We start from the raw sequence: 22,771 nt of genomic DNA on the forward strand, positions 1-22,771 counted from the left end.
TTCCCTATCCGTTGCATGGGAGTTTCGAATAGCGCCGCGTTACCGGTCAAATAACTCAGGATTATGTCTCAGAGTGTGGTCCGTCGCGCGAGCCGCGTCCCCCTGCGGGTGCGCGGGGATCTGCGTCAGGCGGTCGCGGGGGCCGTGGGGGCCGCGGGGGCTGCGGGGCCGGCGTGGCGCAGCACGAGGTCGAGCAGCGCGACGGCGCCGCGCTTGTCGAGGGGCTCGTTGCCGTTGCCGCACTTCGGTGACTGGATGCACGACGGGCACCCGGTGGCGCACTCACACGACGCGATGGCCTCACGGGTTGCACTGAGCCACGGTCGGATCCGACGGAAACCCCGCTCCGCGAAGCCCGCGCCGCCGGGGTGTCCGTCGTAGATGAGGATCGTCGGCAGTCCCGTGTCGGGGTGCAGGGCCGTCGAGACCCCGCCGATGTCCCAACGGTCCGCGGTCGCGAAGAGGGGCAGCATCCCGATCGCCGCGTGCTCTGCGGCGTGCGCCGCTCCGGGTATGCCGTCCTCCGCCACCCCGGTCGCGGCGAGCTCGGGCGCGGGCATGGTCCACCAGACGGCCTTGGTCGCGAGCGTGCGTGGCGGCAGGTCGAGCGGGTGCTCGCCCAGCACCTCGCCGCCGGGCAGCCGGCGCAGGAACGAGGTGACCTGGTGGCGCACGCTGACGTGGCCGAACGAGCAGCGCAGCGGCCCCCAGTCCTCGTGCTCGGTCTCGTGGACGATCTGGAAGTCGCTGACGGACTGCGCCTGGGTCGTCCAGCCGGGGTCGCCGCGCACGGCGAAGGCGGCGTGGTCGTCGAGGTCGAGCTCGGTGACGATCCAGCTCTGGCCCTGGTGCAGGTGCACGGCGCCGGTGTGCACCTGGGAGTGGGCCGCGGCGTCGTCGACCGTGCCGACGACCCGCCCCGTGCGGGTCTCGATGATGCGCACCGGCTCGCCCGCGCCGCGCAGCGACAGGTGGTCGGCCGGCCGGTCCTCGCGCCCCCAGAACCAGCCGCGCGGCCGCTTCTTGAGGATGCCGCGGGCCACGAGCGCGTCGAGCAGGACCCGGGTCTGGGGCCCGAAGATCTCGATGTCCGCCTCGGTGACGGGCAGCTCGGCCGCCGCGGCAGCGAGATGGGGCGCGAGCACGTGCGGGTTGTCCGGGTCGACGACCGTCGCCTCGATGCCGCGACCGAAGATCGCCTCGGGGTGGTGCACGACGAACGTGTCGAGCGGGTCGTCGGCGGCGACGAGCACCGCGAGCGACCGCGCGCCCGAGCGGCCGGCACGTCCCGCCTGCTGCCACAGCGACGACAGCGTGCCCGGCCAGCCGGCGAGCAGCACGGCGTCGAGGCCGCTGACGTCGACCCCGAGCTCGAGCGCGTTCGTCGCGGCGAGGCCGAGCAGCTCCTTGGACCGTAGCGAGCGCTCGAGCTCGCGACGCTCCTCGGGCAGGAACCCGCCGCGGTAGGCGGCGATGCGCCCCTCGTCGGTGACGGACACCCGCTCCTTGGCGATGCGAGCCACGACCTCGACCCCGGCGCGAGACCGCGCGAAGGCGACGGTCTGCACCTGCTCGCGCACGCACCCGGCGAGCAGCTCGCCGGTCTCGGTGATGGTGCTGACCCGCTGCGGCTGCCCCGTCTCGTCGACGAGGAGCGGCGGCTCCCAGAGGGCGAAGGTCATCGACGCGCGCGGCGACCCGTCCGTCGTCACCGGGTGCACCGGCATACCGAGGAGCCGTGAGGCGTGCTCCTCGGGGTCGGCCACGGTCGCCGACGCGAAGACGAAGGTCGGCTCCGACCGGTAGCGCGCAGCGACCCGCCGCAGCCGGCGCAGGACGGCGGCCATGTGGGCCCCGAAGACGCCCTTGTAGACGTGGCACTCGTCGACGACGACGTAGCGCAGCGCCCGCAGGAACGAGCTCCACCGCTCGTGACCGGGCAGGAGCGAGTGGTGCAGCAGATCGGGGTTGGTCAGCACGAGGTTGGCGTGGTCGCGGATCCAGCGGCGCTCGTCGGTCGGGGTGTCGCCGTCGTACGTCGCGGGGCGCACGGCCGGAAGTGCGAGCCGGTCGATCCGGCTCAGCTGGTCCGCCGCCAGCGCCTTGGTGGGGGAGAGGTAGAGAGCCGTCGCCCCGCGCCCGTTGGGGGCGCTCGCCCCTGCGACGAGGTCGCTGAGGATCGGCAGGTGGTAGCCGAGGCTCTTGCCCGACGCCGTGCCGGTGCTGACGACGACGTGGCGACCGGCGTGGGCGGCCTGCGCCACCTCGACCTGGTGCGACCACGGCGCCTCGATGCCCGACGCGAGCAGGGCCCCGAGGAGCGTCGGGTCGACCCACTCGGGCCAGTCGGCGTGGACGGCTCGACGCGCCGGGACCTCGTGCACGTGGACGAGACGTTCGGGGTGGTCACCGACGAGCGTGCGCAGGAGGTCCTCCGGCACGGGTCCCATGGGTGTCGGCTCCCCGTTCATGTGGAGCAACCGTATGCCGTCGGGGTACGGTAACCGTCGTGCGGGGCAGGTTACTGCGCAGTCGGTCGGGCATCGGAGCCTGGCTGGCGGGGACCCCCTCAGGTCGCTGTCAGCGGATGACCGTCCGCCGCGCGGCACCGGCCACGCCGGACGCAACCGGAAGCTTTTGGGCACGTGTGGGCACAGGAAGGGGCACAGGTGGATCTCTCGATCACCCGAGCCGACCACGGCAGTCAGACCGTGGTGCACCTCGGCGGCGAGATCGACGTGTACACCGCGCCGCTCGTGCGTGAGAAGCTGGACGAGCAGATCCAGGGCGGCCGCACGCGGCTGGTCGTCGACCTGACGGACGTCACCTTCCTCGACTCGACGGGACTCGGTGTCCTCGTCGGACGCCTCAAGCTGACCCGCACGCGTGGGGGCACGATGCGCCTCGTCGGCGCCGACGACCGCGTGCTCAAGGTCTTCGCCATCACCGGCCTCGACAAGGTCTTCGAGATCCACCCCACCCTCGACGCGGCGCTCGCCGCGAGCGAGTCCGCCGCAGCCGCGCCGGGCGAGGGGTCCTGAGCGACACCCCGGTCGTCGACGAGGCCCGGATCGCGCTGCTGCGCGCGGACCTCACGGCGGCCCGTTTCACGGTCGACGGGGTGGCCGAACGGCTGGGGCCCGTCGCCTCCGCGGCGCTCCACCGCGAGCAACCGCTGCCGGCGTTGCTCGCGACCGAGCGCTCGGCCTCGTCCGGCGACGACCCGTGCGGGGTGCTCGTGCGCCTCTTCACGCTCGGCCGTCCGGTGCCGGCGTCGGCCCTGGCCGGGGCCTTGCCCTCACTCGGGGTCGACGGCGCGGTCGCGCTCGGCCTCGTGCGTCTCGGGGGAGCCCGCGCGGGTTTCGCGTCCGGACCGGCGGCCGCGTCCGAGCGGGAGGTCACCGCGACGTGCGACCTGCGCCCCTACGGCGACGACGCGCACGACTGGTGGGTCGCCTCCGACCTATCCGAGCTCGCCGTCGGTGGCCCGCTGCGCCCCGACCACGTGCTGGGCATCGGCGGCGCCTCGACGACCCTCGCGTCGTGGACGGTGCGCCGACCCGTCGACCGGGCGCTCGACCTCGGCACGGGCTGTGGCGTGCAGGCCCTGCACCTGACGGGCCACGTGGGCGCCGTCGTCGCCACCGACATCTCCGAGCGGGCGCTGGCGTATGCCGCGTTCAACCTCGCGCTCGCCGCCTCCGAACGTGCCGGCGCCGTGCCGCCGCTCGAGCTCCTCGCCGGTGACCTGTTGGACCCCGTTGCAGCACAGCGCTTCTCGCTCGTCGTCAGCAACCCGCCCTTCGTCATCACACCGCGTGACGAGAGCCTCCCGCTCTACGAGTACCGCGACGGAGGTCGGGCCGGCGACGCTCTGGTTCGGTCTCTCGTCCGCCAGGTCGGCGCCGTCCTCGAGCCCGGCGGCATCGCGCAGTTCCTCGGCAACTGGGAGGTCCCGGCCGGGCGCACGTGGCGCGACGTCTGGGACGACTGGCTCGAGGAGCAGGCGCGCGACGGCGTGGCGCTCGACGCCTGGGTCGTCCAGCGCGAGTCGCAGGACCCGGCCGAGTACGCCGAGCTGTGGGCTCGCGACGGCGGCGCCCAGCCCGGCAGCGAGACGCACTCGCAGATGTATGCCGCCTGGCTGCGCGACTTCGCCTCGCGGGACGTCGAGCGGGTCGGGTTCGGCGTCGTGACGCTCCAGCGCCCGGCGACCGACCGTCCCACCTGGCGCTCCCTCGACGAGGCCCACGGCCCCGTGGCGGCGCCGATGGGCCCGGCGGTCGACGCCGGCCTGCGGGCTCGGACCTGGCTCGCCGAGCACTCGGACGACGACGTCCTCGACGTCGCGTGGTCGTGCGCCCCCGACGTCACCGAGGAACGGCACGGCAGGCCCGGCGCCGAGGACCCCAGCGTCATCCTCGTCCGTCAGGGCGGCGGGCTGGGACGGGTCGTGCGCGCCGGGACGGTGCTCGCGGCATACCTCGGCGTCGCGGAGGGGGAGCTGACCGCGAGGGCGGCGCTCGACGCGATCGCGGCGGTGCTCGGCCTCGACCCGGAGCGGGTGCGCGGCGAGACGGTGCCGCAGCTGCGCGAGCTCGTCGCCGACGGGCTGCTCGTCTGAATCTGCCCCAAACCACTTGTGAGTGAGTGCTCACTCATTCATGATGGGCCGGTGACGACTCGAGTCGAGGGTGCCGTGCGACCGACCCAGCGTCGGGCGGCCCCGATGGACCCCGACGACCGGCGCGACGCCCTCATCGAGGTGTTCGTGCGCCTCGCGCACCGCGAGGGCCGCAAGCCGACGACGAGCGAGATCGCCCAGGAGGCCGGTGTCGCGGAGGGCACGATCTTCCGCGTGTTCCCGACGAAGGAGGTGCTCGAGAAGGAGGCCGTGCAGGCGGCGTTCTGCCCGGCCCCCGTCCGGCGGCGCATCAGCGCCATCGACCCCGAGGGCTCCCTGCGCGACCGGCTCGTCGACTTCGCCCGCATCATGCAGCTGCGCTTCACCGAGGTCTTCGGCCTCATGGGCGCCCTGGGGCTGACCCAGCCGCCGAACCGCGGCCCGCACGACGCCTGCTACGAGGCCGGCCGCCACCTGCGCGGCCACGCCGACGACGAGGAGCACGAGGCGGCGCACCAACCGCTGCTCGAGGCCATCCACGGACTGCTCGTGCACGACGAGGACCACCTCCTCGTGCCCGGCACCGACGTCATCCACCGGATCCGGCTGCTCACCTTCTCCGGCAGCCACCCCGGCATCGCCGACGGGCGGGTGCTGACCCCCGAGGAGATCGTCGACACCGTGCTCTACGGGGTCGTCCGCCGGGACGACTGCAGCCGGACCGACCGACGCGACCGACTTGCGCAGCGCGACCCGGAGCCACGGCCGTGACAAACCTGTTGACCCTCACCCCACGTGAGTCCCTAGCGTTCCCCAGCGACACCATGCTCCGAAAGGCACTCTCATGCTGATCCGGCTGCTCCGCAGTCACCTGCGCCCCTACTCCGGCCAGATCGTGCTCATCGTGCTGGCCCAGCTCGTCAGCACCATGGCCTCGCTCTACCTGCCGAGCCTCAACGGCGAGATCATCGACCAGGGCGTGGCCAAGGGTGACACCGGCTTCATCGTCAGCCACGGCGGTATCATGCTGGCCGTCAGCCTCGTGCAGATCGCGGCCTCCGTCGGGGCCACCTTCCTCGCGGCCCGCGTCGCGATGGCGATGGGCCGCGACGTGCGCGGCAACATCTTCGGGACCGTCGTCGACTTCTCGGCTCAGGAGGTGACGCGCTTCGGCGCCCCGACCCTGATCTCGCGCAACACCAACGACGTGACCCAGGTCCAGATGGTCGTCTTCATGGGCTTCGCGCTGCTCGTCACGACGCCGATCATGATGGTCGGCGGCATCATCATGGCCCTGCGCGAGGACGTCGGGCTGTCCTGGCTCGTCGCCGTCGCGGTGCCCCTCCTCGGGCTCTTCGTCGGACTCGTCATCTCGCGGATGGTCCCGTGGTTCGGGCGCATGCAGACCTCCCTCGACGGGGTCAACCGCGTGCTGCGCGAGCAGATCACCGGCATCCGCGTCGTGCGGGCGTTCGTGCGCGAGCAGCACGAGGAGGCCCGTTTCGCCGAGGCCAACGGGCTGCTGACCAACGCGGGCCTGCAGGTGGGGCGGCTCATGGCGCTCGTCTTCCCGATCGTCATGTTCATCTTCAACCTCTCGACCGTGGCCGTCATGTGGTTCGGCGGCCACCGCATCGACTCCGGCGACATGCAGATCGGTGAGCTGACGGCGTTCCTGTCCTACCTCGTCCAGATCCTCATGGCGGTCATGATGGCCACCTTCATGGCGACGATGATCCCGCGCGCCTCCGTCTCGGCAACGCGCATCCAGGAGGTGCTCGACACCGACTCCTCGGTCGTCGAGTCGGTGCAGCCGCTCCGCCTCCCGACCGGGTCCGCGGGCCTCGAGCTGGCCGGCGTCGACTTCCACTACCCGGGTGCCGAGGCCGCCGTCCTGCGTGACGTCAGCTTCCGCGCCGAGCCGGGGCACACGACGGCCATCATCGGCTCGACCGGTGCCGGCAAGACGACTCTCCTCGGGCTCGTCCCCCGCCTCTTCGACGCCTCGGCCGGCAAGGTCCGGGTCGGTGGGGTCGACGTGCGCGACCTCGAGCTCGACGCCCTGTGGGGGCGCATCGGCCTCGTGCCGCAGAAGCCCTACCTCTTCAGCGGCACCGTCGCGACCAACCTGCGCTACGGCAACCCCGAGGCCACCGACGACGAGCTGTGGGACGCCCTGCGGATCGCCCAGGGGCAGGACTTCGTCCAGGCCATGGGAGGGCTCGACGCGGCGATCGCCCAGGGAGGCACCAACGTCTCGGGCGGCCAGCGCCAGCGCCTCGCCATCGCCCGCGCCATCGTCAAGCGACCCGACATCTACCTCTTCGACGACTCGTTCTCGGCGCTCGACCTCTCGACCGACGCCCGGCTCCGTCGGGCGCTGCGGCCGGCCACGGCCCGCAGCACCGTCGTCATCGTGGCCCAGCGCGTGTCGACCATCGTCGACGCCGACCACATCATCGTGCTCGAGGACGGCCGCGTCGTCGGCCAGGGCACCCACGACCAGCTCCTCGACTCCTGTGAGACCTATCAGGAGATCGTCGAGTCCCAGCGCAGCGCGGAGGAGGCGGCCTGATGGCCGAGGGAGTCAAGACGGCCGAGGAGAAGGCCGCAGAGAGCCGCCGCGGTCCCGCCCGCCGGGGCGGTCCGCCCCACATGCAGATGGGCCAGCCGGCCGAGAAGTCGCTCAACTTCGGCCCGTCGGCCAAGCGGCTCATCGGTCGCCTGCGCCCGCACCGCGCCAAGGTCGTCCTCGTCCTCGTGCTGTCCGTCGCGAGCGTCGCGCTCAGCTCGATCGGCCCGAAGATCCTCGGGCGGGCGACCGACCTCATCTTCGCCGGCGTCATCGGGCGGCAGATCCAGGTCCCGCCGGGCACGACGAAGGACCAGGTCATCGCCGGCCTGCGCGCTCGGGGCCAGTCGACCTACGCCGACCTGCTCGGCAACGTCGACTTCACCCCCGGCAAGGGCATCGACTTCGACGCCGTCGGCAGCGTGCTCATGCTCGTCGTCGGCCTCTTCGTCGCGGCCTCGCTGCTCATGTGGATCCAGGGCTGGATCCTGCAGGGCGTCCTCCAGCGCACGATGTACGACCTGCGCCAGGAGGTCGAGGCCAAGCTCAACCGGCTGCCGCTGCCCTACTTCGACAACCAGCCCCGCGGTGAGCTGCTGAGCCGCGTCACCAACGACATCGACAACGTCGGCCAGTCGCTGCAGCAGACCCTCTCGCAGCTGCTCAACTCGCTCCTCACCGTCGTCGCGGTCCTGGGCATCATGTTCTGGATCTCGTGGCTGCTCGCCCTCATCGCCCTCGTCACGATCCCGATCTCCATCGTCGTGACGAGCCTCATCGCCAAGCGGTCCCAGAAGCTCTTCGTCCAGCAGTGGCGCAACACCGGCGAGCTCAACGGCATCGTCGAGGAGACCTTCACCGGCCACGGCCTCGTCAAGGTCTACGGCCGGCAGAAGGAGACGCAGGCGAACTTCAAGGAGAAGAACGACGAGCTCTACGGGGCCGCGTTCGGTGCCCAGTTCATCAGCGGCATCATCATGCCCGTCATGATGTTCGTCGGGAACCTCAACTACGTCGCCATCGCCGTCGTCGGCGGCCTCCGCGTCGCCTCGGGCACCATGAGCCTCGGCGACGTGCAGGCCTTCATCCAGTACTCCCGCCAGTTCACCCAGCCGCTGACCCAGGTGGCGTCGATGGCCAACGTGCTCCAGTCCGGCGTCGCGTCGGCCGAGCGCGTCTTCGAGGTGCTCGACGCCGACGAGCAGGAGCCCGACCCCGCCTCGCCCGCTCGCATCGACGACCCGCACGGGGCCGTCGCCTTCGAGCACGTGTCGTTCTCCTACACGCCCGACAAGCCCCTCATCGAGGACCTCGACCTGTCAGTGCGCCCGGGGCAGACCGTCGCCATCGTCGGGCCCACCGGCGCCGGCAAGACGACGCTCGTCAACCTCATCATGCGGTTCTACGAGCTCGACGGCGGGCGGATCACCCTCGACGGCGTCGACATCCGCGACCTGACCCGGCACGACCTTCGCGCGCGCATCGGCATGGTGCTGCAGGACACCTGGCTCTTCGGCGGCACGATCCGCGACAACATCGCCTACGGACGCCCGGGTGCCACCGACGCGGAGGTCATCGAGGCCGCCAAGGCGACCTACGTCGACCGTTTCGTGCACTCGCTGCCCGACGGCTACGACACGGTGCTCGACGACGAGGCGTCGAACATCTCGGCCGGTGAGAAGCAGCTCGTCACGATCGCGCGGGCGTTCCTCTCCGACCCGGCGCTGCTCATCCTCGACGAGGCGACGAGCTCGGTCGACACCCGCACCGAGCTGCTCGTCCAGCACGCCATGGCCGCGCTGCGCTCGGACCGCACGAGCTTCGTCATCGCACACCGCCTCTCGACGATCCGCGACGCCGACCTCATCCTCGTCATGGAGGACGGTCGCATCGTCGAGAAGGGCTCGCACACCGAGCTGCTCGCGACCGGGGGCGCCTACGCGACGCTGTATGCCGCGCAGTTCGCAGGTGCCGCAGCCGACCTCGACGACTCGGCGGGCGTTCCCTCCGCGGGGGCGGACGGCATGCCCGAGATGGCGGCTGTCGGTGCCGGTGCGCCCGGGCCGGCGGGTGGACCCGGCGTCCCGGCCCCGGACTCGGCGACCCCGGCGGACCGCACCGACTGAGCCCCCGCAGGCCCTGCTCGACGAGCGGCCCCGTCGTCCCGCGTGGACGGCGGGGCCTCTCGTCTCCCGACCACCCGGCATACGTCGTCGGACGGGCGGACGGGCGGACGGGCGGACGGGCGGACTGGCGGACGGTCAGGACTCGAGGAGCACGGCCCCCGGGCCGCGGTCGGCCAGCACGTCGGACGGGTTGTTGAGCGCGCATGTGCGCAGGCTGAGGCAGCCGCAGCCTATGCAGGAGTCGAGCTGGTCACGCAGCCGCTCGATGCGGCGGATCTGCTCGTCGAGGCGGCCGCGCCACCCGCGCGAGAGACGCGCCCAGTCGCCGGCGGTGGGGGTGCGCCCCTCGGGGAGGGTGGCGAGGGCGGCGCCGATCTCGTCCAGGGACAAGCCGATTCGCTGGGCGGCGCGGATGAACGAGACCCGACGGATGGTGCTCCGGTCGTAGCGGCGCTGGTTGCCGCTCGTGCGCACCGAGCCGATGAGACCGAGGTCCTCCCAGTAGCGCAGGGCGGAGCTCGCCGCACCGGTGCGTTCGGCCACCTGCCCGATGGTGAGCGTCGACATCTAGACGATCCGTGCTTCGGCGAGCCGCGCGACGATCTCCTCGACGGTCTCGTCGGGGGTCTGCTGCGAGCTGTCGAGCCACAGGCCGATGTGCGGTGTCTCGGTGCGCATCGTCTGGTCGAAGTCGCGGATCGACCAGAGGTCGCCGTAGCCGACCTTGGCGCGCTCGGACTCGCGCTGCATGACGGTGCCGACGTCGGGCGCCAGCATGACGAGGCTGAGGGGGCGCGTCGTCACCTGCTCGAGGAAGCGGGTGAGGCTCGCCCCGACGAAGAGGTCCTGCACGACGACGGTGAAGCCCGCCTCGGCGTAGGCGTCGGCGGTGCGCGCCGTGATCCGGTGGCGCAGGGCGAGCTGTCGCTCGGCCTCGGGGTCGCCGTGCGGCGACATGTCGACGCGACCGCGCACGACGACGCGACGGAACTCGTCGCCCCGCAGGTGCACCGCTCGCGAGAAGCGCTCCGCGAGGAGCTGGGAGACGGTCGACTTGCCCGCAGCCATGACGCCCGTGACGACGATGACCTGCGGACTGTCGACGGAGTGGAGGGGCCGGTCGCTCACAGTGCACCACCCTAGGGGGGTTTGCCCCCGACGTCGGTAGACCTCAGGTGACGTTCACGTTCCGGCCCGTGCGTATGCCGTCCCCTCGGCAGGCGTCGAGCGTCGTCAGGCGTAGGCCTCGACCTCGTCCGGCGTCGCCCGGCGGACGACGACCCGGGTCCAGGCCCCGACGTAGAGACGGTCGTCGTCGCTCAGCTCGGCCTTGGGGCCGACCGAGATGGCCGTGACGGGCAGCGGCCCGGCCGCCGGCCCGACGAACGTGCCGTTCGAGCTGCCGAGGTCCTCGACGAACCAGCGGGTGCCGTCGGTGGTCAGCTGCGCGTGCCGGCGGCTCACCCCGGGGTCGGACGACAGGTCGATCTCGGGTCGGGTGTTCTTGCTCGTGGAGACGCGCCCGAGCAGGACGCTGCGGTGCCGCAGCGGCATGATCGTCGGCAGACCCGGCGACGGGCAGGGGTCCTCGGCCTCCTGGGTCTGGTACCAGTCCGGGTCGACCCAGACCTCGGCCAGCCACTCGAAGGGCGCCGCGGACGCGCCCGGTCCGGTCGTGGTCCCGGCCGGGTCCGTCACGCCGGGCGAGCCGGACGAGCCGGGCGAGCCGGTCGAGCCGGAAGGGGGCGCAGGCACGGCCTCGCCGTCGGGCTCGGTGTCCGCGAGGTCGCCCGGACCGGCTGCCGGGTCCCGCGGCATGGCGCCGGTCGTGAAGTCGTAGCCGCACGCCTCGCAGAAGAGCGCGCCGTCGGGGTTCTCGGTCGCGCAGTTGGGGCACTCGAGCACCGTTGGGGTGGTGGGTTCCGCCGGGGCAGGTGCAGGCGCAGCGCCGGAGACGGACGACGCGGCCGGTGGCGGATCGAGGTCGAGCGAGGAGCCCGACGGCGGGGCGCCAGCGCGGGTGGGCGGCTGCGCAGCCCCGGTGGCGGCCGGTGCCGGCTGGGCGTTCGCGTCGATGGGGGAGCCGCAGGTGTCGCAGTAGTCGTCGGCCTCGGAGGTGTGGCCGTTGGGGCAGACCGCACTCATCGGCGCACCCGGCTCGTCTTCGTCGAGGCCGTGTCGAGCGACATCTCGTCCATCTTCGAGGCGCCCTTCTTGAGCCGCACCGTGCCGGTGTCGGCGTCGTCGATCTCGACGACCTTCTTCAGGCGTGTCGTCATCTCGTCGTTGCCGGTGGAGTCCGCGAGCTGCACGGCGCGGCCGAGCTTGGCCGTCGCGACGTCGTCCTGGCCGGCCGCCTTGGCCGCGAGGCCCTCCTGGATGACGGTGGCGAGCTCGGCCTGACCGGTGTACGCGGCGACCGCCGGGTCGATGCGGGTGGTCAGCGAGTCGTCGTTGCTCCACTTGGCCTTGACGAGCGCCTGCGCGACGGGGTCACCGCCGAGCGAGAACTGCACGCGGGCGGCGAGCTGCTCCTGCCCGAGCGTGCGCGCCGGGAGGCGCACGGCCACGTGGTAGTCACGGCTCTCGTCGGACCAGGCTCCGGTCGGGTAGGCGCCGGTGAGCGGGTTGACGACGGTCCGGCGTGACGTGAGGTCCTCGAGGGTCGGGGAGACCTGCTTGACGAAGAGCAGCTCGGCCCCCTGCGGGACCCAGACGCGCAGCTCCGAGTTGGCGATTCCGCGCGACATCGACGCGCGCATCATCGCCTCGAACTCGGCCGCCATCTCCTCGGGCGCCGGGATGAGGTCGACGGTGCCGAGCAGGGCCGAGGCGATGCCGCGGACCTCGTCGACGCGCCACTGGTCGCCGACGCCGCGGCAGTCGCACTGGTACGCGCCGACGCAGCTGGCCACCGCAGCCTGCAGCGAGGCCTGGGTCTCGCCCTCGTTGACGCCGTCGGTGAGCAGGATCGCGTGGCGCTTGGTGACGTACGGGACGGTCTCGAAGATCTGGCGGGCCAGGGTGAGCCAGGTGCCCATGGCCGTGCCACCGTTGGCACGCAGCCCCTCGATGGCCCGATTGGCCTCTCCGCGGGTGTGCGCCGACATCGGCACGAGGGCGCCCTGGTGGCTGTACGGGTAGACGATCTGGGCGGTGCCGTTGCCCGAGACGATCGAGAAGAGGGTGCCGTCGACGATCTCCGCGAGCGCGGCCTTGGCGGCGTCTCCCGCGGCCTGCACGCCCCGACGACCCATCGAGCCCGAGGTGTCGATGAGGATGACCTCGGCAGCCGACCCGGGGTCGGACAGCCCGGCCGAGGCCGTCGCCGCGGACGCGCCCGTCGAGGTCACGCGGACGATGGCGTGGACGTCGGTGCCCCCGTCGGGCAGGAACTCGTTCTGGAACACCTCTGCGGTGAAGTCAGCCATCCGTCGGGTCCCCTTCCACCGGCGCCGCGGACGCGGTCGCCTCGGTCGTCGTGCTCGATCCTCGCCCAGCCAGTCTGGCGAGGGCAACCGTGATGTTGTCGCGTCCACCCTGCTCGTTGGCGAAGTCGACGAGCGCCTGGGCCACCGTGGTGGGCGTGACGTCGTCGAGCCGGGCCGACGCGTCGTGCAGCAGGCTGCGCAGGTCCTCGGCCTCCGAGCAGTAGTTCCACAGCCCGTCGGAGCAGACCATGAGCCAGCCCGGGGTCGCCCTCATCGTCGTCAGGTGCGGGGTGAGGTCCTCGGGTGCGTCCCGGCCCAGCCAGCGGGTGATGGAGTGCGCGTGCGGGCCCGTCTCGGCCTCGAGACGAGGTATGCCGGCAGCCATCTGCTCCTGCGCGAACGAGTCGTCGCGGCCGAGCTGGGTCGCAGGCTCGTCCGCGGCGTCGGGCAGCCAGTAGACGCGGCTGTCGCCGACGTTGCCGGCGACGATGACGTCGTCCTCGACGACCGCTGCGGCCAGGGTGCACGACGGGGGGTTGGGCACGTCCTCGACCGCGGCCGCCACGGCCTCGTTGGCCCGGGTCACGGCGCCCGTGAGCGCCCGACCCGCGCCGGCCGCCCACGCGTCCGGGGTGCCGGCGCCCTTGGGGAACGGCTGGTCGAGCGCGGCCCGCGCGGCCTGGGCGGCGGCGAGGGAGGCGATGTGCGAGTCGGTCGCCATCGAGACGCCGTCACACACGACGAGGACGGCCCGCGAACCCGGTCCGTCGCTCGCGCTGAGCGACATCGCGTCCTCGTTGCGCGCGTGGCGCCGGCCGATGTCGCAGACCCCGCCGACCCACGTCGTCGGGGACTCGACGAGGTGGTCGCGGGGGTTGGGTGGCGGTGTGCCGCACTGGTCGCAGTAGCCGTCGACGATGCGGCCCTGGCCGCAGGCCTGGCAGGTCGGCTCGTCGTCGGCCGGCACCACGGCAGCCGAGGGCACCGCGCCGGTCCAGCCGACGTCGAGCGGCGACTCCTCGCCGGCTGGGGCGGTCTGGGGCGTCGCCGAGGTCAGCACCGCGCCGTCCGGGTCGGTGGGGGCCGTGGCGGCGCCGGTCGGGGTGGCGGCGTGGGGCAGACCCGAGACCACGGCGGACGCGCGGGGGGCGACGACGAGGTCCGCGCCGCACTCCTCGCAGAAGCTCGACGCGGCCGGGTTGGCCGTGCCGCACGCGGGGCAGTCGCGCGACGCCGTAACCGCTGTCCCAAGACCCGTCGCAGGACCTGTGGCAGGACGCGCCGCAGGGTGCGTCGCAGGGTGGCCGGTCGGGCTCGTCGCAGGGTCGGCCGCGGGCACCGGAGCGGCCTGCGGCGCTCCCGTCGTCGGGATGTCGGTCACCAGAGGCTCCATGGTCGGATGGCGTTGGCCTCGTCGACGAGGGGGACGCGCTCGGACAGGTCGGGGGTTCGTTTGGCCAGCTCACGCAGGGCCTCCTCGAGCCCGATGCGCAGGCCGTTGGGGGTGCCCTTGTGCTCGCCGAGGCGGACGTCGGCCTTGTTGCCGGTCTGCTCCACCGTCACGAGCGCCTCACGGTAGATGAGCGTCGTCAGCTCGGCCCGGCGCCGCGCCGACAGCGACGTGTCTTCGAGGGTGCGCAGCGCCTCGGCGAGGTCGGGCAGGCCACGGTTGGCCCGGGCGAGCAGCTCGGCCAGGCCGGCGCGGGCCGTGCGGTAGGCGCTCGACTGCATCGGGACGAGTCGGTAGGCGGCGACGGCGCCGTCGACGTCGGACCGTGCGGCCCGGATGCGGGCCAGGCCGAAGGCGGACATGGGCACGTAGGTCGCGTCCGTCCGGGCGCACGCGACGTAGAGGTTCTCGGCCACGGCGTCGTCGCCGGCCTGCTCGGACGCCTGGGCGAGGGCGAGCTTCGGGGCGAGCTCGCCCGGGACCTGCCCGTAGACCGCGTTGAAGGCGGCTTGAGCGGCACGTGAGTCGCCGCGTTCGAGGGCAGCGAGGCCCTGCATCCAGACCGCGCGCCACTCCCACGGGTCGGCGCTCAACAGCTCGCCCGAGGTGGACTCGGCCACGTCCGGCTGTCCGGCGTCGAGGGCGGCACGGGCCTGCTCGAGCAACACCTCAGTGGTGCGCACGGCGGCCCGCCTGAGCGTGGACAGGCGCTCCTGCGGGGTGCCCGAGACGGTCGTCAGCCAGCCGGTCTGCGGATCGTGCGGGTCACGGCGCAGCGCCGGCAGGTTGCGCCAGTCGTCGGGCTCGACGCCGGGCGTCGGCACGTCGAAGAGGAGCGAACTGACGGTGCTCGTCGCGGCGCCGGACCCACGGTCGAGGGCCACGACCTCACGCAGGACGCCGATCATCTGCGAGCGCAGCTCGTCGGCGGAGACGAACCGGTCGTCGCGGTTGGGCGCGCAGGCCTTGGCGACGAGTCGGTAGAAGGAGTCGTAGCGCTGGAAGACCGGCACGGTGTCCTGCGCGGGCAGGACGTTGAGGTAGGTGGTCTGGTAGCCGCGGAACTCCATCGTGAGCACGACGAGCGTGCGCCCGATCGTGTAGATGTCCGAGGCGGGGGAGACCCCGAGCTCGGCGACCTCGGGAGCCTGGTAGCCGACGGTGCCGAAGATCGCCGAGTCGTCGTCGTCCGCCCGACGCACGCCGCCGAGGTCGATGAGCTTGACCTCGTCGCCGACCTGGATGATGTTGTCGGGCTTGAAGTCGCAGTAGACGAGCCCGAGGTCGTGGAGGTACTGGAACGACGGCAGGATCTCGAGGATGTAGGCGAGCGCCTGGTCGACCGGCAGGGGGTCGTACCTGCCGGCAGCCTGGAGGCGCTGCTTGAGGATCGACTTCAGCGACGTGCCACCGACGTACTCCATGACGATGTAGCCGGCGTCGTCGTGCGTCACGAAGTTGTAGATCTCGACGATGCTCGGGTGCGAGACCTGCGCGAGGAAGCGCTGCTCGGCGATCGCCGCGGCCAGGGCGTCGGGGTCGGCCGAGTTGAGCAGGCCCTTGAGCACGACCCAGCGGTCGGAGACGTTCTTGTCGCGGGCGAGGTAGATCCAGCCGAGGCCACCGTGGGCGAGGCAGCCGGCGACCTCGTACTGCCCGGCGACGAGGTCGCCGGCCTTGAGCTTGGGGTCGAACGAGAACGGGTGACGGCACGTGGCGCAGAAGCCGTTGGTGCGGCCGGGCTTGCCGTCCCTGCCGCGGCCGACCGGCTCGCCGCACTTGGGGCAGTAGCGCTTGTTCTCCGGGACCGACGGGTCCTTGAGGAGCGCCTTGGCGGCGTCGATCTCCGGTGCCGGGCGCACCGTCGTGATGCCGCCCCCGAGACGGGCCGAGCGCAGGCGCTGGGAGCCTCCGGTGCGGCGCGTGGCGATGGACCCGGACTCGCGGGCCCGTTTCGAGCCCAGGGCGGCCGACGCGAGGTTGCTCGAGGCCGCCGAGCGGGTGGAGATCTCCGGACCCACGCCCGCGGTGCCTCCGTTGCCCCCGTTGCCCCCGTTGCCCCCGTTGACCCCGGTGGATCCGTTGGCCCCGTTCGTGTCGTGGCCCCCCGAGCCGGCGGTGGGTGCGGTCACCCCGGACGCGTTCCCGGACCCGTTCCGGCCGGGCGCGCCGGCAGCAGCGGCGTAGCCGGCGGCACTCAGCTGGTCGGCGGGGGTGCCGCAGACGTTGCAGTAGCCGGCCTCGATGGTTCCGCTGCAGCCGGGCTGCTGGCAGGCCCCGCCCTCGGGGATCGCCGGCCCGGCGGCGGCCGGACCCGACGGCGAGGTGGCCATGGCGCTCGACGTGACGCGTGACGCGCCGGTGGCGCTCGTGGCACCCAGGGCACCCAGGGCACCCAGGGCACCCAGGGCACTCTGGGTACCCGTGGCGCCTGCGGGGACGGGGTTCGACCCGGCCGCCATGCCGCACACGTCGCAGTAGCCGTCGAGGATCGTTCCGGTGCAGCCCGGCTGCGTGCAGGTCATGGGCGGGGCCTCTGGGGTCGGGGTGCAGGAGGTCGGGGTGCGGGAGATCGGGGTGCGGGAGGTGGAGGGGCAGCGGGTCCGGGTGCCGTGGAGGTCGCTGGCACGGGGCCCGCGACCGCGCGTGCGGCCCGCGGCTGGGGCCGGGTGGCCGCGTCGACGTAGGCCGAGAAGGCGGCCGCGAGGGCACGCGCCCTCGCGATGGGAAGGGGCCGGGCGGCCAGGGTCTCGTCGAGGCGGCGTCGCAGCTCGGCCACGTCCTCGGCCACCTCGGGTGCCAGCACGGCGGACCCCGCCATGGCGCCCACGGCGCCCACGAGGCCGACGACCTCGTCGCGCTCGGCCAGCCCTGCGGCATACGTCTCGTGGGCGAGGTCGAGCGCCCGCGAGACCCGCTCGAGCTTGGCGCGGTATGCCGTGAGCTCGGCCGCCGCCTGCGGCACCGGTCCCAGCGCGCGGACGTTGGGGATGGCGAGGTGCGGTGCCGGCGTGATGGCCTCGACGCAGGCACGTTCGAGGGCGCGGATCGCGGCGGCGCGGGCGTCGAGCTCCTCGACCTGCTGCTGGGTGCGCACGCGGCTGCGGGCCGCGGAGGCGCGCTCGGCAGCGGCGACGATGAGGTCGCGCTCGAGCACGGCGACGTCGATCTCGAGCGGGCCGATGATGCCGCCGACGTCCGCTCCGCGCCGCGCGCGCTCGACGAGGTCGTCCATGCGACGGTCGAGCCTCGTGAGCTTCTCCGCCGCGTCGTCGCGCTGGGCGCCGGCCGGGACGAGCGCAAGCTGGTCGCGGGTGCGTTCGAGGCCCGCGCGGACCAGGGTGATCCGCTGCGCCGCCTCGGCGGCCCCGGGGGCCAGGGAGGCTCGAGCCTGCAGGGTCCGGGTCAGCGAGTCGAGCAGCCGGCACGCCTCGGGGAGGCTGACGGCCAGCGAACCGCTGGACGGCAGCGAGAGGTGCTCGGTCGTGTTGGAGTCGAGCCGCCCGTGGATGAGGGTCGAGAGGCGCTCGGCCTCGACGGGACCGACCCGCCCGCCGTCGAACGTCGTCTCGAGGAGGGTCAGCCGGTCGCTGACCGCCTTCCAGAAGGTCAACGCCACCGTGAGGTCGTTGGTGATCGCGACCTGCTCCGCCTGGGAGAGCTTGAGCACGGCCCGGTCCACCTCGCCGAGGTCCGCTCGGCGCTGGGCGACCCACTCGCGCAGGGCGAAGAGGTAGGTCTGGGCCTCGGCGGCCTGGACCGGCACGCCGAGACGGCCGGGCGCCGTCGGTGCGGCGGTGCCCGGGTCCGACTGGCTCTGCGGCACTGCGGTCATCGTCCGTAGACCGGTGTCGGGGGTGCCGGGGCGGGGCCGAGCGGTCCTGCCAGCCAGCGGTTGTAGATCGCCTTCCACTGCCCGTCCGCCTCGAGGTCGGCGATGACGCGGTTGACGTAGCGGGCGAGGTACGTGTCGGCCTTGTTGAGGCCCAGCCCGTACGGTTCGACGGTGATCGCTTTGGCGCTCGTGATGACGGTGTTGGGGTCCTGCGCGGCGAGGCCGGCCAGCACCGTGTCGTCACCGGTGATGGCGTCGGCCTTGCCCTGCTGGAGCAGGACGAGGCAGCCGGTGTGCGTGCCGGCGGTGACGACGACCGGCCCCGGGACCTGTTGCAGCTTGGTCAGCGACGTCGTGCCGGTGGGGGCGCAGACCCGCTTGCCCTTGAGGTCGGCCAGTCCCCACGAGGCGGCGTTCTTGTCGTCGCTGACCAGGCTCTTGGAGATGAGGACCTTCTGGCCGGAGCGGTAGTACTCGGCGGAGAAGGCGATGTCGTTCCAACGGCCGCACGTCATCGACATGTTGCGCGCGACCATGTCGACCTCGCCGTCCTTGAGCAGCGGGATGCGGTCGTTGGCCGTGATGACCCGCAGCTGCACCTTGTTCGCGTCGCCGAAGATCGCCTTGGCCACGGCCCGGGCCATGTCGATGTCGAAGCCCTCGATGCCACCCGTGAACGCGTTGCGGGCCCCGAAGAGGTAGGTGTCGGCGGACACCCCGACCGTGAGGTAGCCCTTGTCGATGATCTTGCGCATCGGCGCGTCGGAGATCTGGTCGCGGCTCGGCAGGCTGGGGAGCGGGGCGTAGGACTGCGTGGCGTTGTCGCACGTCGGGGCGGTGACCGCGGGTGCGTTGCTCGCCGGCTTGGGAGCGGCCGTCGTGGGCAGCTGGGTGTCGGCGTACGTCACGCCCGAACAGCCTGCGAGCGCACCCAGGCCGACCACGGCGACGAGGGTGGAGAGGCGGCGGCGCAGCGCCGTGGTCGACGCGCTCATCGGTACTCCTCGATCCGCTGGCCGATACCTCGCGTGATGAGCCAGGACGCGGCGAGCGCCGCGAGGGCGACGGCGACCGCGATGAGCGGCGCGCTGCCACCGAGCCCGTTCAGGCTCGACACGGTGGTCTTGCCTGCGTCGTCACGGGCCCGGGTGACCGCGACGTCGAAGTCGCCGAAGGTCTTCGCGGCCCCGCCGGTCGCGGTGCTCGTCGACAGCTTGACGGCCTCGTCCCAGCGGCCCCCGTTGTCGAGCGAGCGGACCTTCTCGTGCGAGGCGACGTAGTCGCTCCACAGCGGGTCGAGGGTGGTGTCGCTGAGGCGTCCGAGATCGGTCTCGACCGTCGTCCTGTCGGTCTTCCACGACGTCTCGTTGGCGGCGCCGGAGCCGCGCTTGATGAGGGTGAGGCTCTCGTTGGCCCGGGCGTCGTTGGCGGCCGTCGTGACGTTCGCGAGGGTCACGGCGCTCTGGAAGTCGCCCTGGGCGACGTCGCGCGTCGCCCTGCCGATGCCGGTGATCGTGGTGGCGGTGACGAAGAGCGCGACGAGCAGCAGACCGATCGCGCTCGTGAGCGAGACGTTGAGGTAGCGGTGCGTGCGCCGTGCGAGCCACACGGCGATGGCGACGAGCCCGGCGAGCGACACGACGCCGACGAGCAGCTGGAGGCTCGAGTTGCTGCGGTCGAACTCCTTCTGCGACCGCTCCTCGTTGGCCTTGACCACCTGCTCGACGATGGGGATGGCGTCGGAACGCAGCCCGGCGCTCGCCTGCGTGAGGTACTGAGCCCCGACGGGGAGGCCGAGGCGGTTGTTGGAGCGGGCCTGCTCGACGAGGGCGGCATACGTCTGCACGCGCTCGGAGAGCACGCCGAGCGCGTTGCCGTCGGCCGGCTGGGCGGCGGCGGCCTTGGCGATGCCGGACGCGACCCGCGCCATGGCACCTTCGTACCTCGCGCGGGAGTCGGGCGACTCGAGACCGCCGACGAGGAAGGCGTTGGTGGCGACGGCGTCGGCCCGCAGGAGGTCGACGTGGATCGACTGGGCGCGCACGACCTGCGCGGTGTTGTTGGCGGCCCGCTCGACGGCGGCCTGCGAGGCGAGCAGCGCGTTGGCGCTGACCGCGCCGAGCAGCACGGCGGCGATGACGCCGAGCAGCCCGAAGAGGCGCATGCGTCCCGGTGTTCCGTGCAGGAGCCGGCCCGCGATGCCCCGCGCTCCCGGGATGCTGCCGGCGATGGTGCGCGCGCCCTGGCCGCCCTGACCAGTGGCGCCCGGCTGGCTCCCGGGCGCGCGCGACGAGCCGCCCGCCGGGATGGCGACGGGGATGTTCGTCGTCGGTGCGCTCATGCGGTGTCCTCGTGCTCGTTCCCGCTCGTGTCGTCGTGCCCGATCGTGTCGTCGTGCGCGTGCGTGTCCTGCTCGTCGTGCTCGTTCGAGACTGCCCCATCGGGGCCTGCCGGACCATCAGGGTCTGCCCTGAGGGGCGCCGGATCCTGCTCGAGCTCGTCGGGCTGCTCGGTGAAGTCGTCCGCGGTGAGTAGACGCAGCTCGTCGCGGGTCGGCTCCGTCGCATCCTTGAGGCGCCACGCGTGCCGGCCCACCGCGTGCTCGAAGAGGTTGCGCGAGAAGCGGCCGTTGCCGAAGGCCGGGGTGCGCGGCGTCGCCTCGAGCTGGTGGCGCACCCGCGTGCGGGCGTCGTCGGTCACCTCGTAGTCGCTGCCCTCGGCGATGGAGTCGAGGATCGCGAGCAGCTCGTCGTCGGAGTAGTCGTCGAACTCGATCGTCGTCGTGAACCGGCTCGCGAGGCCCGGGTTCTGGGCGATGAAGCCGACCATCGGGTCGGGGTAGCCGGCCACGATGACGACGAGGTCCTCGCGGTGGTCCTCCATCTCCTTGACGAGGGTGTTGACCGCCTCCTGGGCGTACTGGTCGCCGGTCAGGGCGTAGGCCTCGTCGATGAAGAGCACGCCGCCGGTGGCCTTGGCGCACACCTCGGCCGTCTTCATGGCCGTCTGCCCGACGTAGCCGGCGACGAGCTCGCTGCGGTCGACCTCGACGAGCTGGCCGGTCGGCAGGAGGCCCAGTGCCCGGTAGATGCCGCCGACGAGCCGGGCGACCGTCGTCTTGCCGGTGCCGGGGTTGCCGACGAAGACGAGGTGGCGGCTCATCTTGGGGGCCTTGAGGCCCGCCTCGGTGCGCATCTTCTCGACCGTGAGCAGCGCGACCTGCCGGTGGATCTCCTTCTTGACGCGGGCCAGTCCGATCATCGCGTCGAGCTCGGCGAGCAGCTCCTCGACGGACCGCTGCGGCTCGGCCGGCTTCTCGGCCTCGGTCGGAGGTTCTGTCGGGGCGGCGGTCCCGAGGGCGTCGTGGGCCGGGGTTCCGGCCGGGCCACCCCGGGCCTCGGGCTGATCCTGTCGCACGAGATCGAGGAGGCGGGGGTCGACCGCGCCGGGGATGCTCGGACGCATCGGGTCGGGAGACCCCGGACGCGTCCCGGCCTTGCCGCCGAGCAGGGTCGGTACCCGCTGGCACGACGGCCGGGCCGCCGCGAGGTAGGCGCTGGAGGCGGCCGACGCGTTGGCGATGACCCAGATCGGTGCGGTGCCGAGCATGACGGCGGACGAGGCGACCTCCGTCAGGGCCTCGGCGTAGTCGGCAGCGAGGGAGTGCTGGGCTCCGGCGAGCGTCTCGAGCAGGTCGGTCGGAGCCCCTCTCCAGCGCCGTCCACGCGAGGCGGCCTCGAAGAAGGCCTCGTTGACGGAGGCCGCGTCGGTCAGGCCGGGGTGTGCCACCTCCGCCCACGCCGATGCCGCCCCCGGCACGGCCTCGGCGAGGGCGGCCGCCACGCGCAGCCCCTCGTCGCGGGCCGCCGCGGGGTCGAGGCCCGCCTCGGCGGCGATGTCGCTCAGCTGCTCCAGGCTCTCGGCGAGGCGCGACTCGTCAGTGGTCATGCGGCAGCTTCCTCACTCGGGCGGGGCCAACGGCCGGGGCGACGGGGCGGAGGGGCCGGAGGCAGTCGACGCACCTGTCGGGCCCAGTCGGCCCGACAGGCCTGACGGGCTCGACGACGCGGACGGCTCGGATGACGCGGACGGCTCGGACGACGCGGACGGCTCTGGCGGCGGAGCCACCTGCGCCGCGTCCGGGCCGAGCCCGAGCGTGCCGCCGCTCGAGGCCTGCCCGAACTTCTGCTCGAGGAACGCCCCGTGCACGATGATCGCCTCGGCGTCGGCACGGCATACGGCGTCGTAGACCTTGTCCATCGTCGTGCCGAGCAGGTCGAGCTGGTCGACGAGGAGCATGACCGAGCTCTTGCCGGCCGCGATGGGACGGGTGTCGGCCCAGTCGCGCGGCAGGCGCAGGTAGTTGCCGATCGCCACCGGCAGGTAGTCGGTGGCGGTCGCCATGACGCTGTAGCCCTGGGCGCTTCCGAGGCCGAGGTTGGACAGGCGCGGCAGGGTCTGGCGCACGATCCCCGTGACCCGCAGCAACCGGGAGAGGACGACGCCGGGCACCTTGCCCTCGCGTGCCTGCAGCTCGATGGCGTCGAGCGCGTCGACCAGCTGCTCGGTGGTCGGTGGTCCCGAGCGCACCGGCTCGGCTGCCTCGGGCCGGTCCAACCCGAACCACGACCGGATTCCCACGTGCGTTGTTCTCCTCTTGATCTGTCGCGGGCCGGTCGTCGACCGGCACGCACCGCTGCTCGGGCCCGCGCCCCGGGTGTCAGGCGCCGGTG

The 22,771-nt window shown here is 72.7% G+C and carries 17 protein-coding genes; 5 read left to right on the forward strand and 12 right to left on the reverse strand.

Translation table 11 applies throughout. The annotated features are described in order from the left end of the window. Window positions 1-125: 125 nt before the first annotated feature. Complete coding sequence (locus TAE01_RS15745) at window positions 126-2,450, reverse strand: DEAD/DEAH box helicase (protein WP_246111391.1); 2,325 nt, start codon at window positions 2,448-2,450, stop codon at window positions 126-128. 219 nt (window positions 2,451-2,669) lie between these two features. On the opposite strand from TAE01_RS15745, the gene TAE01_RS15750 reads away from it, so the two are divergent. The 5 genes from TAE01_RS15750 (at window position 2,670) to TAE01_RS15770 (ending at window position 9,322) form a co-directional block, all read left to right on the forward strand. Next, window positions 2,670-3,041 (forward strand): anti-sigma factor antagonist, encoded by a 372-nt coding sequence (locus TAE01_RS15750; RefSeq protein WP_147067765.1) that lies wholly within the window; start codon window positions 2,670-2,672, stop codon window positions 3,039-3,041. Further along, window positions 3,038-4,624, forward strand: a complete 1,587-nt coding sequence (locus TAE01_RS15755) for a DUF7059 domain-containing protein (RefSeq protein ID WP_147067766.1) — start codon at window positions 3,038-3,040, stop codon at window positions 4,622-4,624. Before TAE01_RS15750 ends, TAE01_RS15755 begins: the two co-directional genes overlap by 4 nt. 51 nt (window positions 4,625-4,675) lie before the next feature. After that, window positions 4,676-5,395: a TetR/AcrR family transcriptional regulator gene (locus TAE01_RS15760; protein ID WP_246111393.1), complete on the forward strand. Its 720-nt coding sequence runs from the start codon at window positions 4,676-4,678 to the stop codon at window positions 5,393-5,395. Between the two features lie 73 nt (window positions 5,396-5,468). Further along, window positions 5,469-7,199: an ABC transporter ATP-binding protein gene (locus TAE01_RS15765; RefSeq protein WP_147067767.1), complete on the forward strand. Its 1,731-nt coding sequence runs from the start codon at window positions 5,469-5,471 to the stop codon at window positions 7,197-7,199. After that, window positions 7,199-9,322 (forward strand): ABC transporter ATP-binding protein, encoded by a 2,124-nt coding sequence (locus TAE01_RS15770; RefSeq protein WP_147067768.1) that lies wholly within the window; start codon window positions 7,199-7,201, stop codon window positions 9,320-9,322. Before TAE01_RS15765 ends, TAE01_RS15770 begins: the two co-directional genes overlap by 1 nt. A 135-nt stretch (window positions 9,323-9,457) precedes the next feature. On the opposite strand, the gene soxR is transcribed toward TAE01_RS15770, so the two are convergent. The 11 genes from soxR to TAE01_RS15825 form a co-directional block, all read right to left on the reverse strand. Next, window positions 9,458-9,889, reverse strand: coding sequence for a redox-sensitive transcriptional activator SoxR (gene soxR, locus TAE01_RS15775; protein WP_147067769.1), 432 nt, complete (start codon window positions 9,887-9,889; stop codon window positions 9,458-9,460). Further along, window positions 9,890-10,450, reverse strand: a complete 561-nt coding sequence (locus tag TAE01_RS15780; protein ID WP_147067770.1) for a P-loop nucleotide/nucleoside kinase family protein — start codon at window positions 10,448-10,450, stop codon at window positions 9,890-9,892. A gap of 105 nt (window positions 10,451-10,555) precedes the next feature. Next, window positions 10,556-11,467, reverse strand: a complete 912-nt coding sequence (locus TAE01_RS15785) for an FHA domain-containing protein (protein WP_147067771.1) — start codon at window positions 11,465-11,467, stop codon at window positions 10,556-10,558. After that, window positions 11,464-12,753, reverse strand: a complete 1,290-nt coding sequence (locus tag TAE01_RS15790) for a VWA domain-containing protein (protein ID WP_147067772.1) — start codon at window positions 12,751-12,753, stop codon at window positions 11,464-11,466. The genes TAE01_RS15785 and TAE01_RS15790 overlap by 4 nt, the downstream gene beginning before the upstream one ends. Next, window positions 12,746-14,134: a PP2C family protein-serine/threonine phosphatase gene (locus tag TAE01_RS15795; RefSeq protein ID WP_147067773.1), complete on the reverse strand. Its 1,389-nt coding sequence runs from the start codon at window positions 14,132-14,134 to the stop codon at window positions 12,746-12,748. Before TAE01_RS15795 ends, TAE01_RS15790 begins: the two co-directional genes overlap by 8 nt. Further along, window positions 14,131-16,728 (reverse strand): serine/threonine-protein kinase, encoded by a 2,598-nt coding sequence (locus TAE01_RS15800; RefSeq protein ID WP_147067774.1) that lies wholly within the window; start codon window positions 16,726-16,728, stop codon window positions 14,131-14,133. The genes TAE01_RS15795 and TAE01_RS15800 overlap by 4 nt, the downstream gene beginning before the upstream one ends. Then, window positions 16,725-18,038, reverse strand: coding sequence for a coiled-coil domain-containing protein (locus TAE01_RS15805; RefSeq protein WP_371860849.1), 1,314 nt, complete (start codon window positions 18,036-18,038; stop codon window positions 16,725-16,727). Before TAE01_RS15805 ends, TAE01_RS15800 begins: the two co-directional genes overlap by 4 nt. Continuing rightward, complete coding sequence (locus tag TAE01_RS15810; protein ID WP_147067775.1) at window positions 18,035-19,033, reverse strand: glutamate ABC transporter substrate-binding protein; 999 nt, start codon at window positions 19,031-19,033, stop codon at window positions 18,035-18,037. Before TAE01_RS15810 ends, TAE01_RS15805 begins: the two co-directional genes overlap by 4 nt. Then, on the reverse strand, window positions 19,030-20,379 hold the full coding sequence (locus TAE01_RS15815; RefSeq protein WP_147067776.1) for a GlnX family signal transduction membrane protein: 1,350 nt from the start codon (window positions 20,377-20,379) through the stop codon (window positions 19,030-19,032). Before TAE01_RS15815 ends, TAE01_RS15810 begins: the two co-directional genes overlap by 4 nt. Next, window positions 20,376-21,986 carry an AAA family ATPase gene (locus TAE01_RS15820; protein ID WP_147067777.1) on the reverse strand — a complete coding sequence of 537 codons (1,611 nt, stop codon included), beginning with the start codon at window positions 21,984-21,986 and terminating at the stop codon, window positions 20,376-20,378. The genes TAE01_RS15815 and TAE01_RS15820 overlap by 4 nt, the downstream gene beginning before the upstream one ends. Before the next feature lie 12 nt (window positions 21,987-21,998). Further along, complete coding sequence (locus tag TAE01_RS15825) at window positions 21,999-22,679, reverse strand: hypothetical protein (RefSeq protein WP_246111395.1); 681 nt, start codon at window positions 22,677-22,679, stop codon at window positions 21,999-22,001. Window positions 22,680-22,771 lie beyond the last annotated feature (92 nt).

Source organism: Terrabacter aerolatus (genome assembly GCF_007991735.1).
Taxonomy (GTDB): Bacteria; Actinomycetota; Actinomycetes; order Actinomycetales; family Dermatophilaceae; genus Terrabacter; species Terrabacter aerolatus.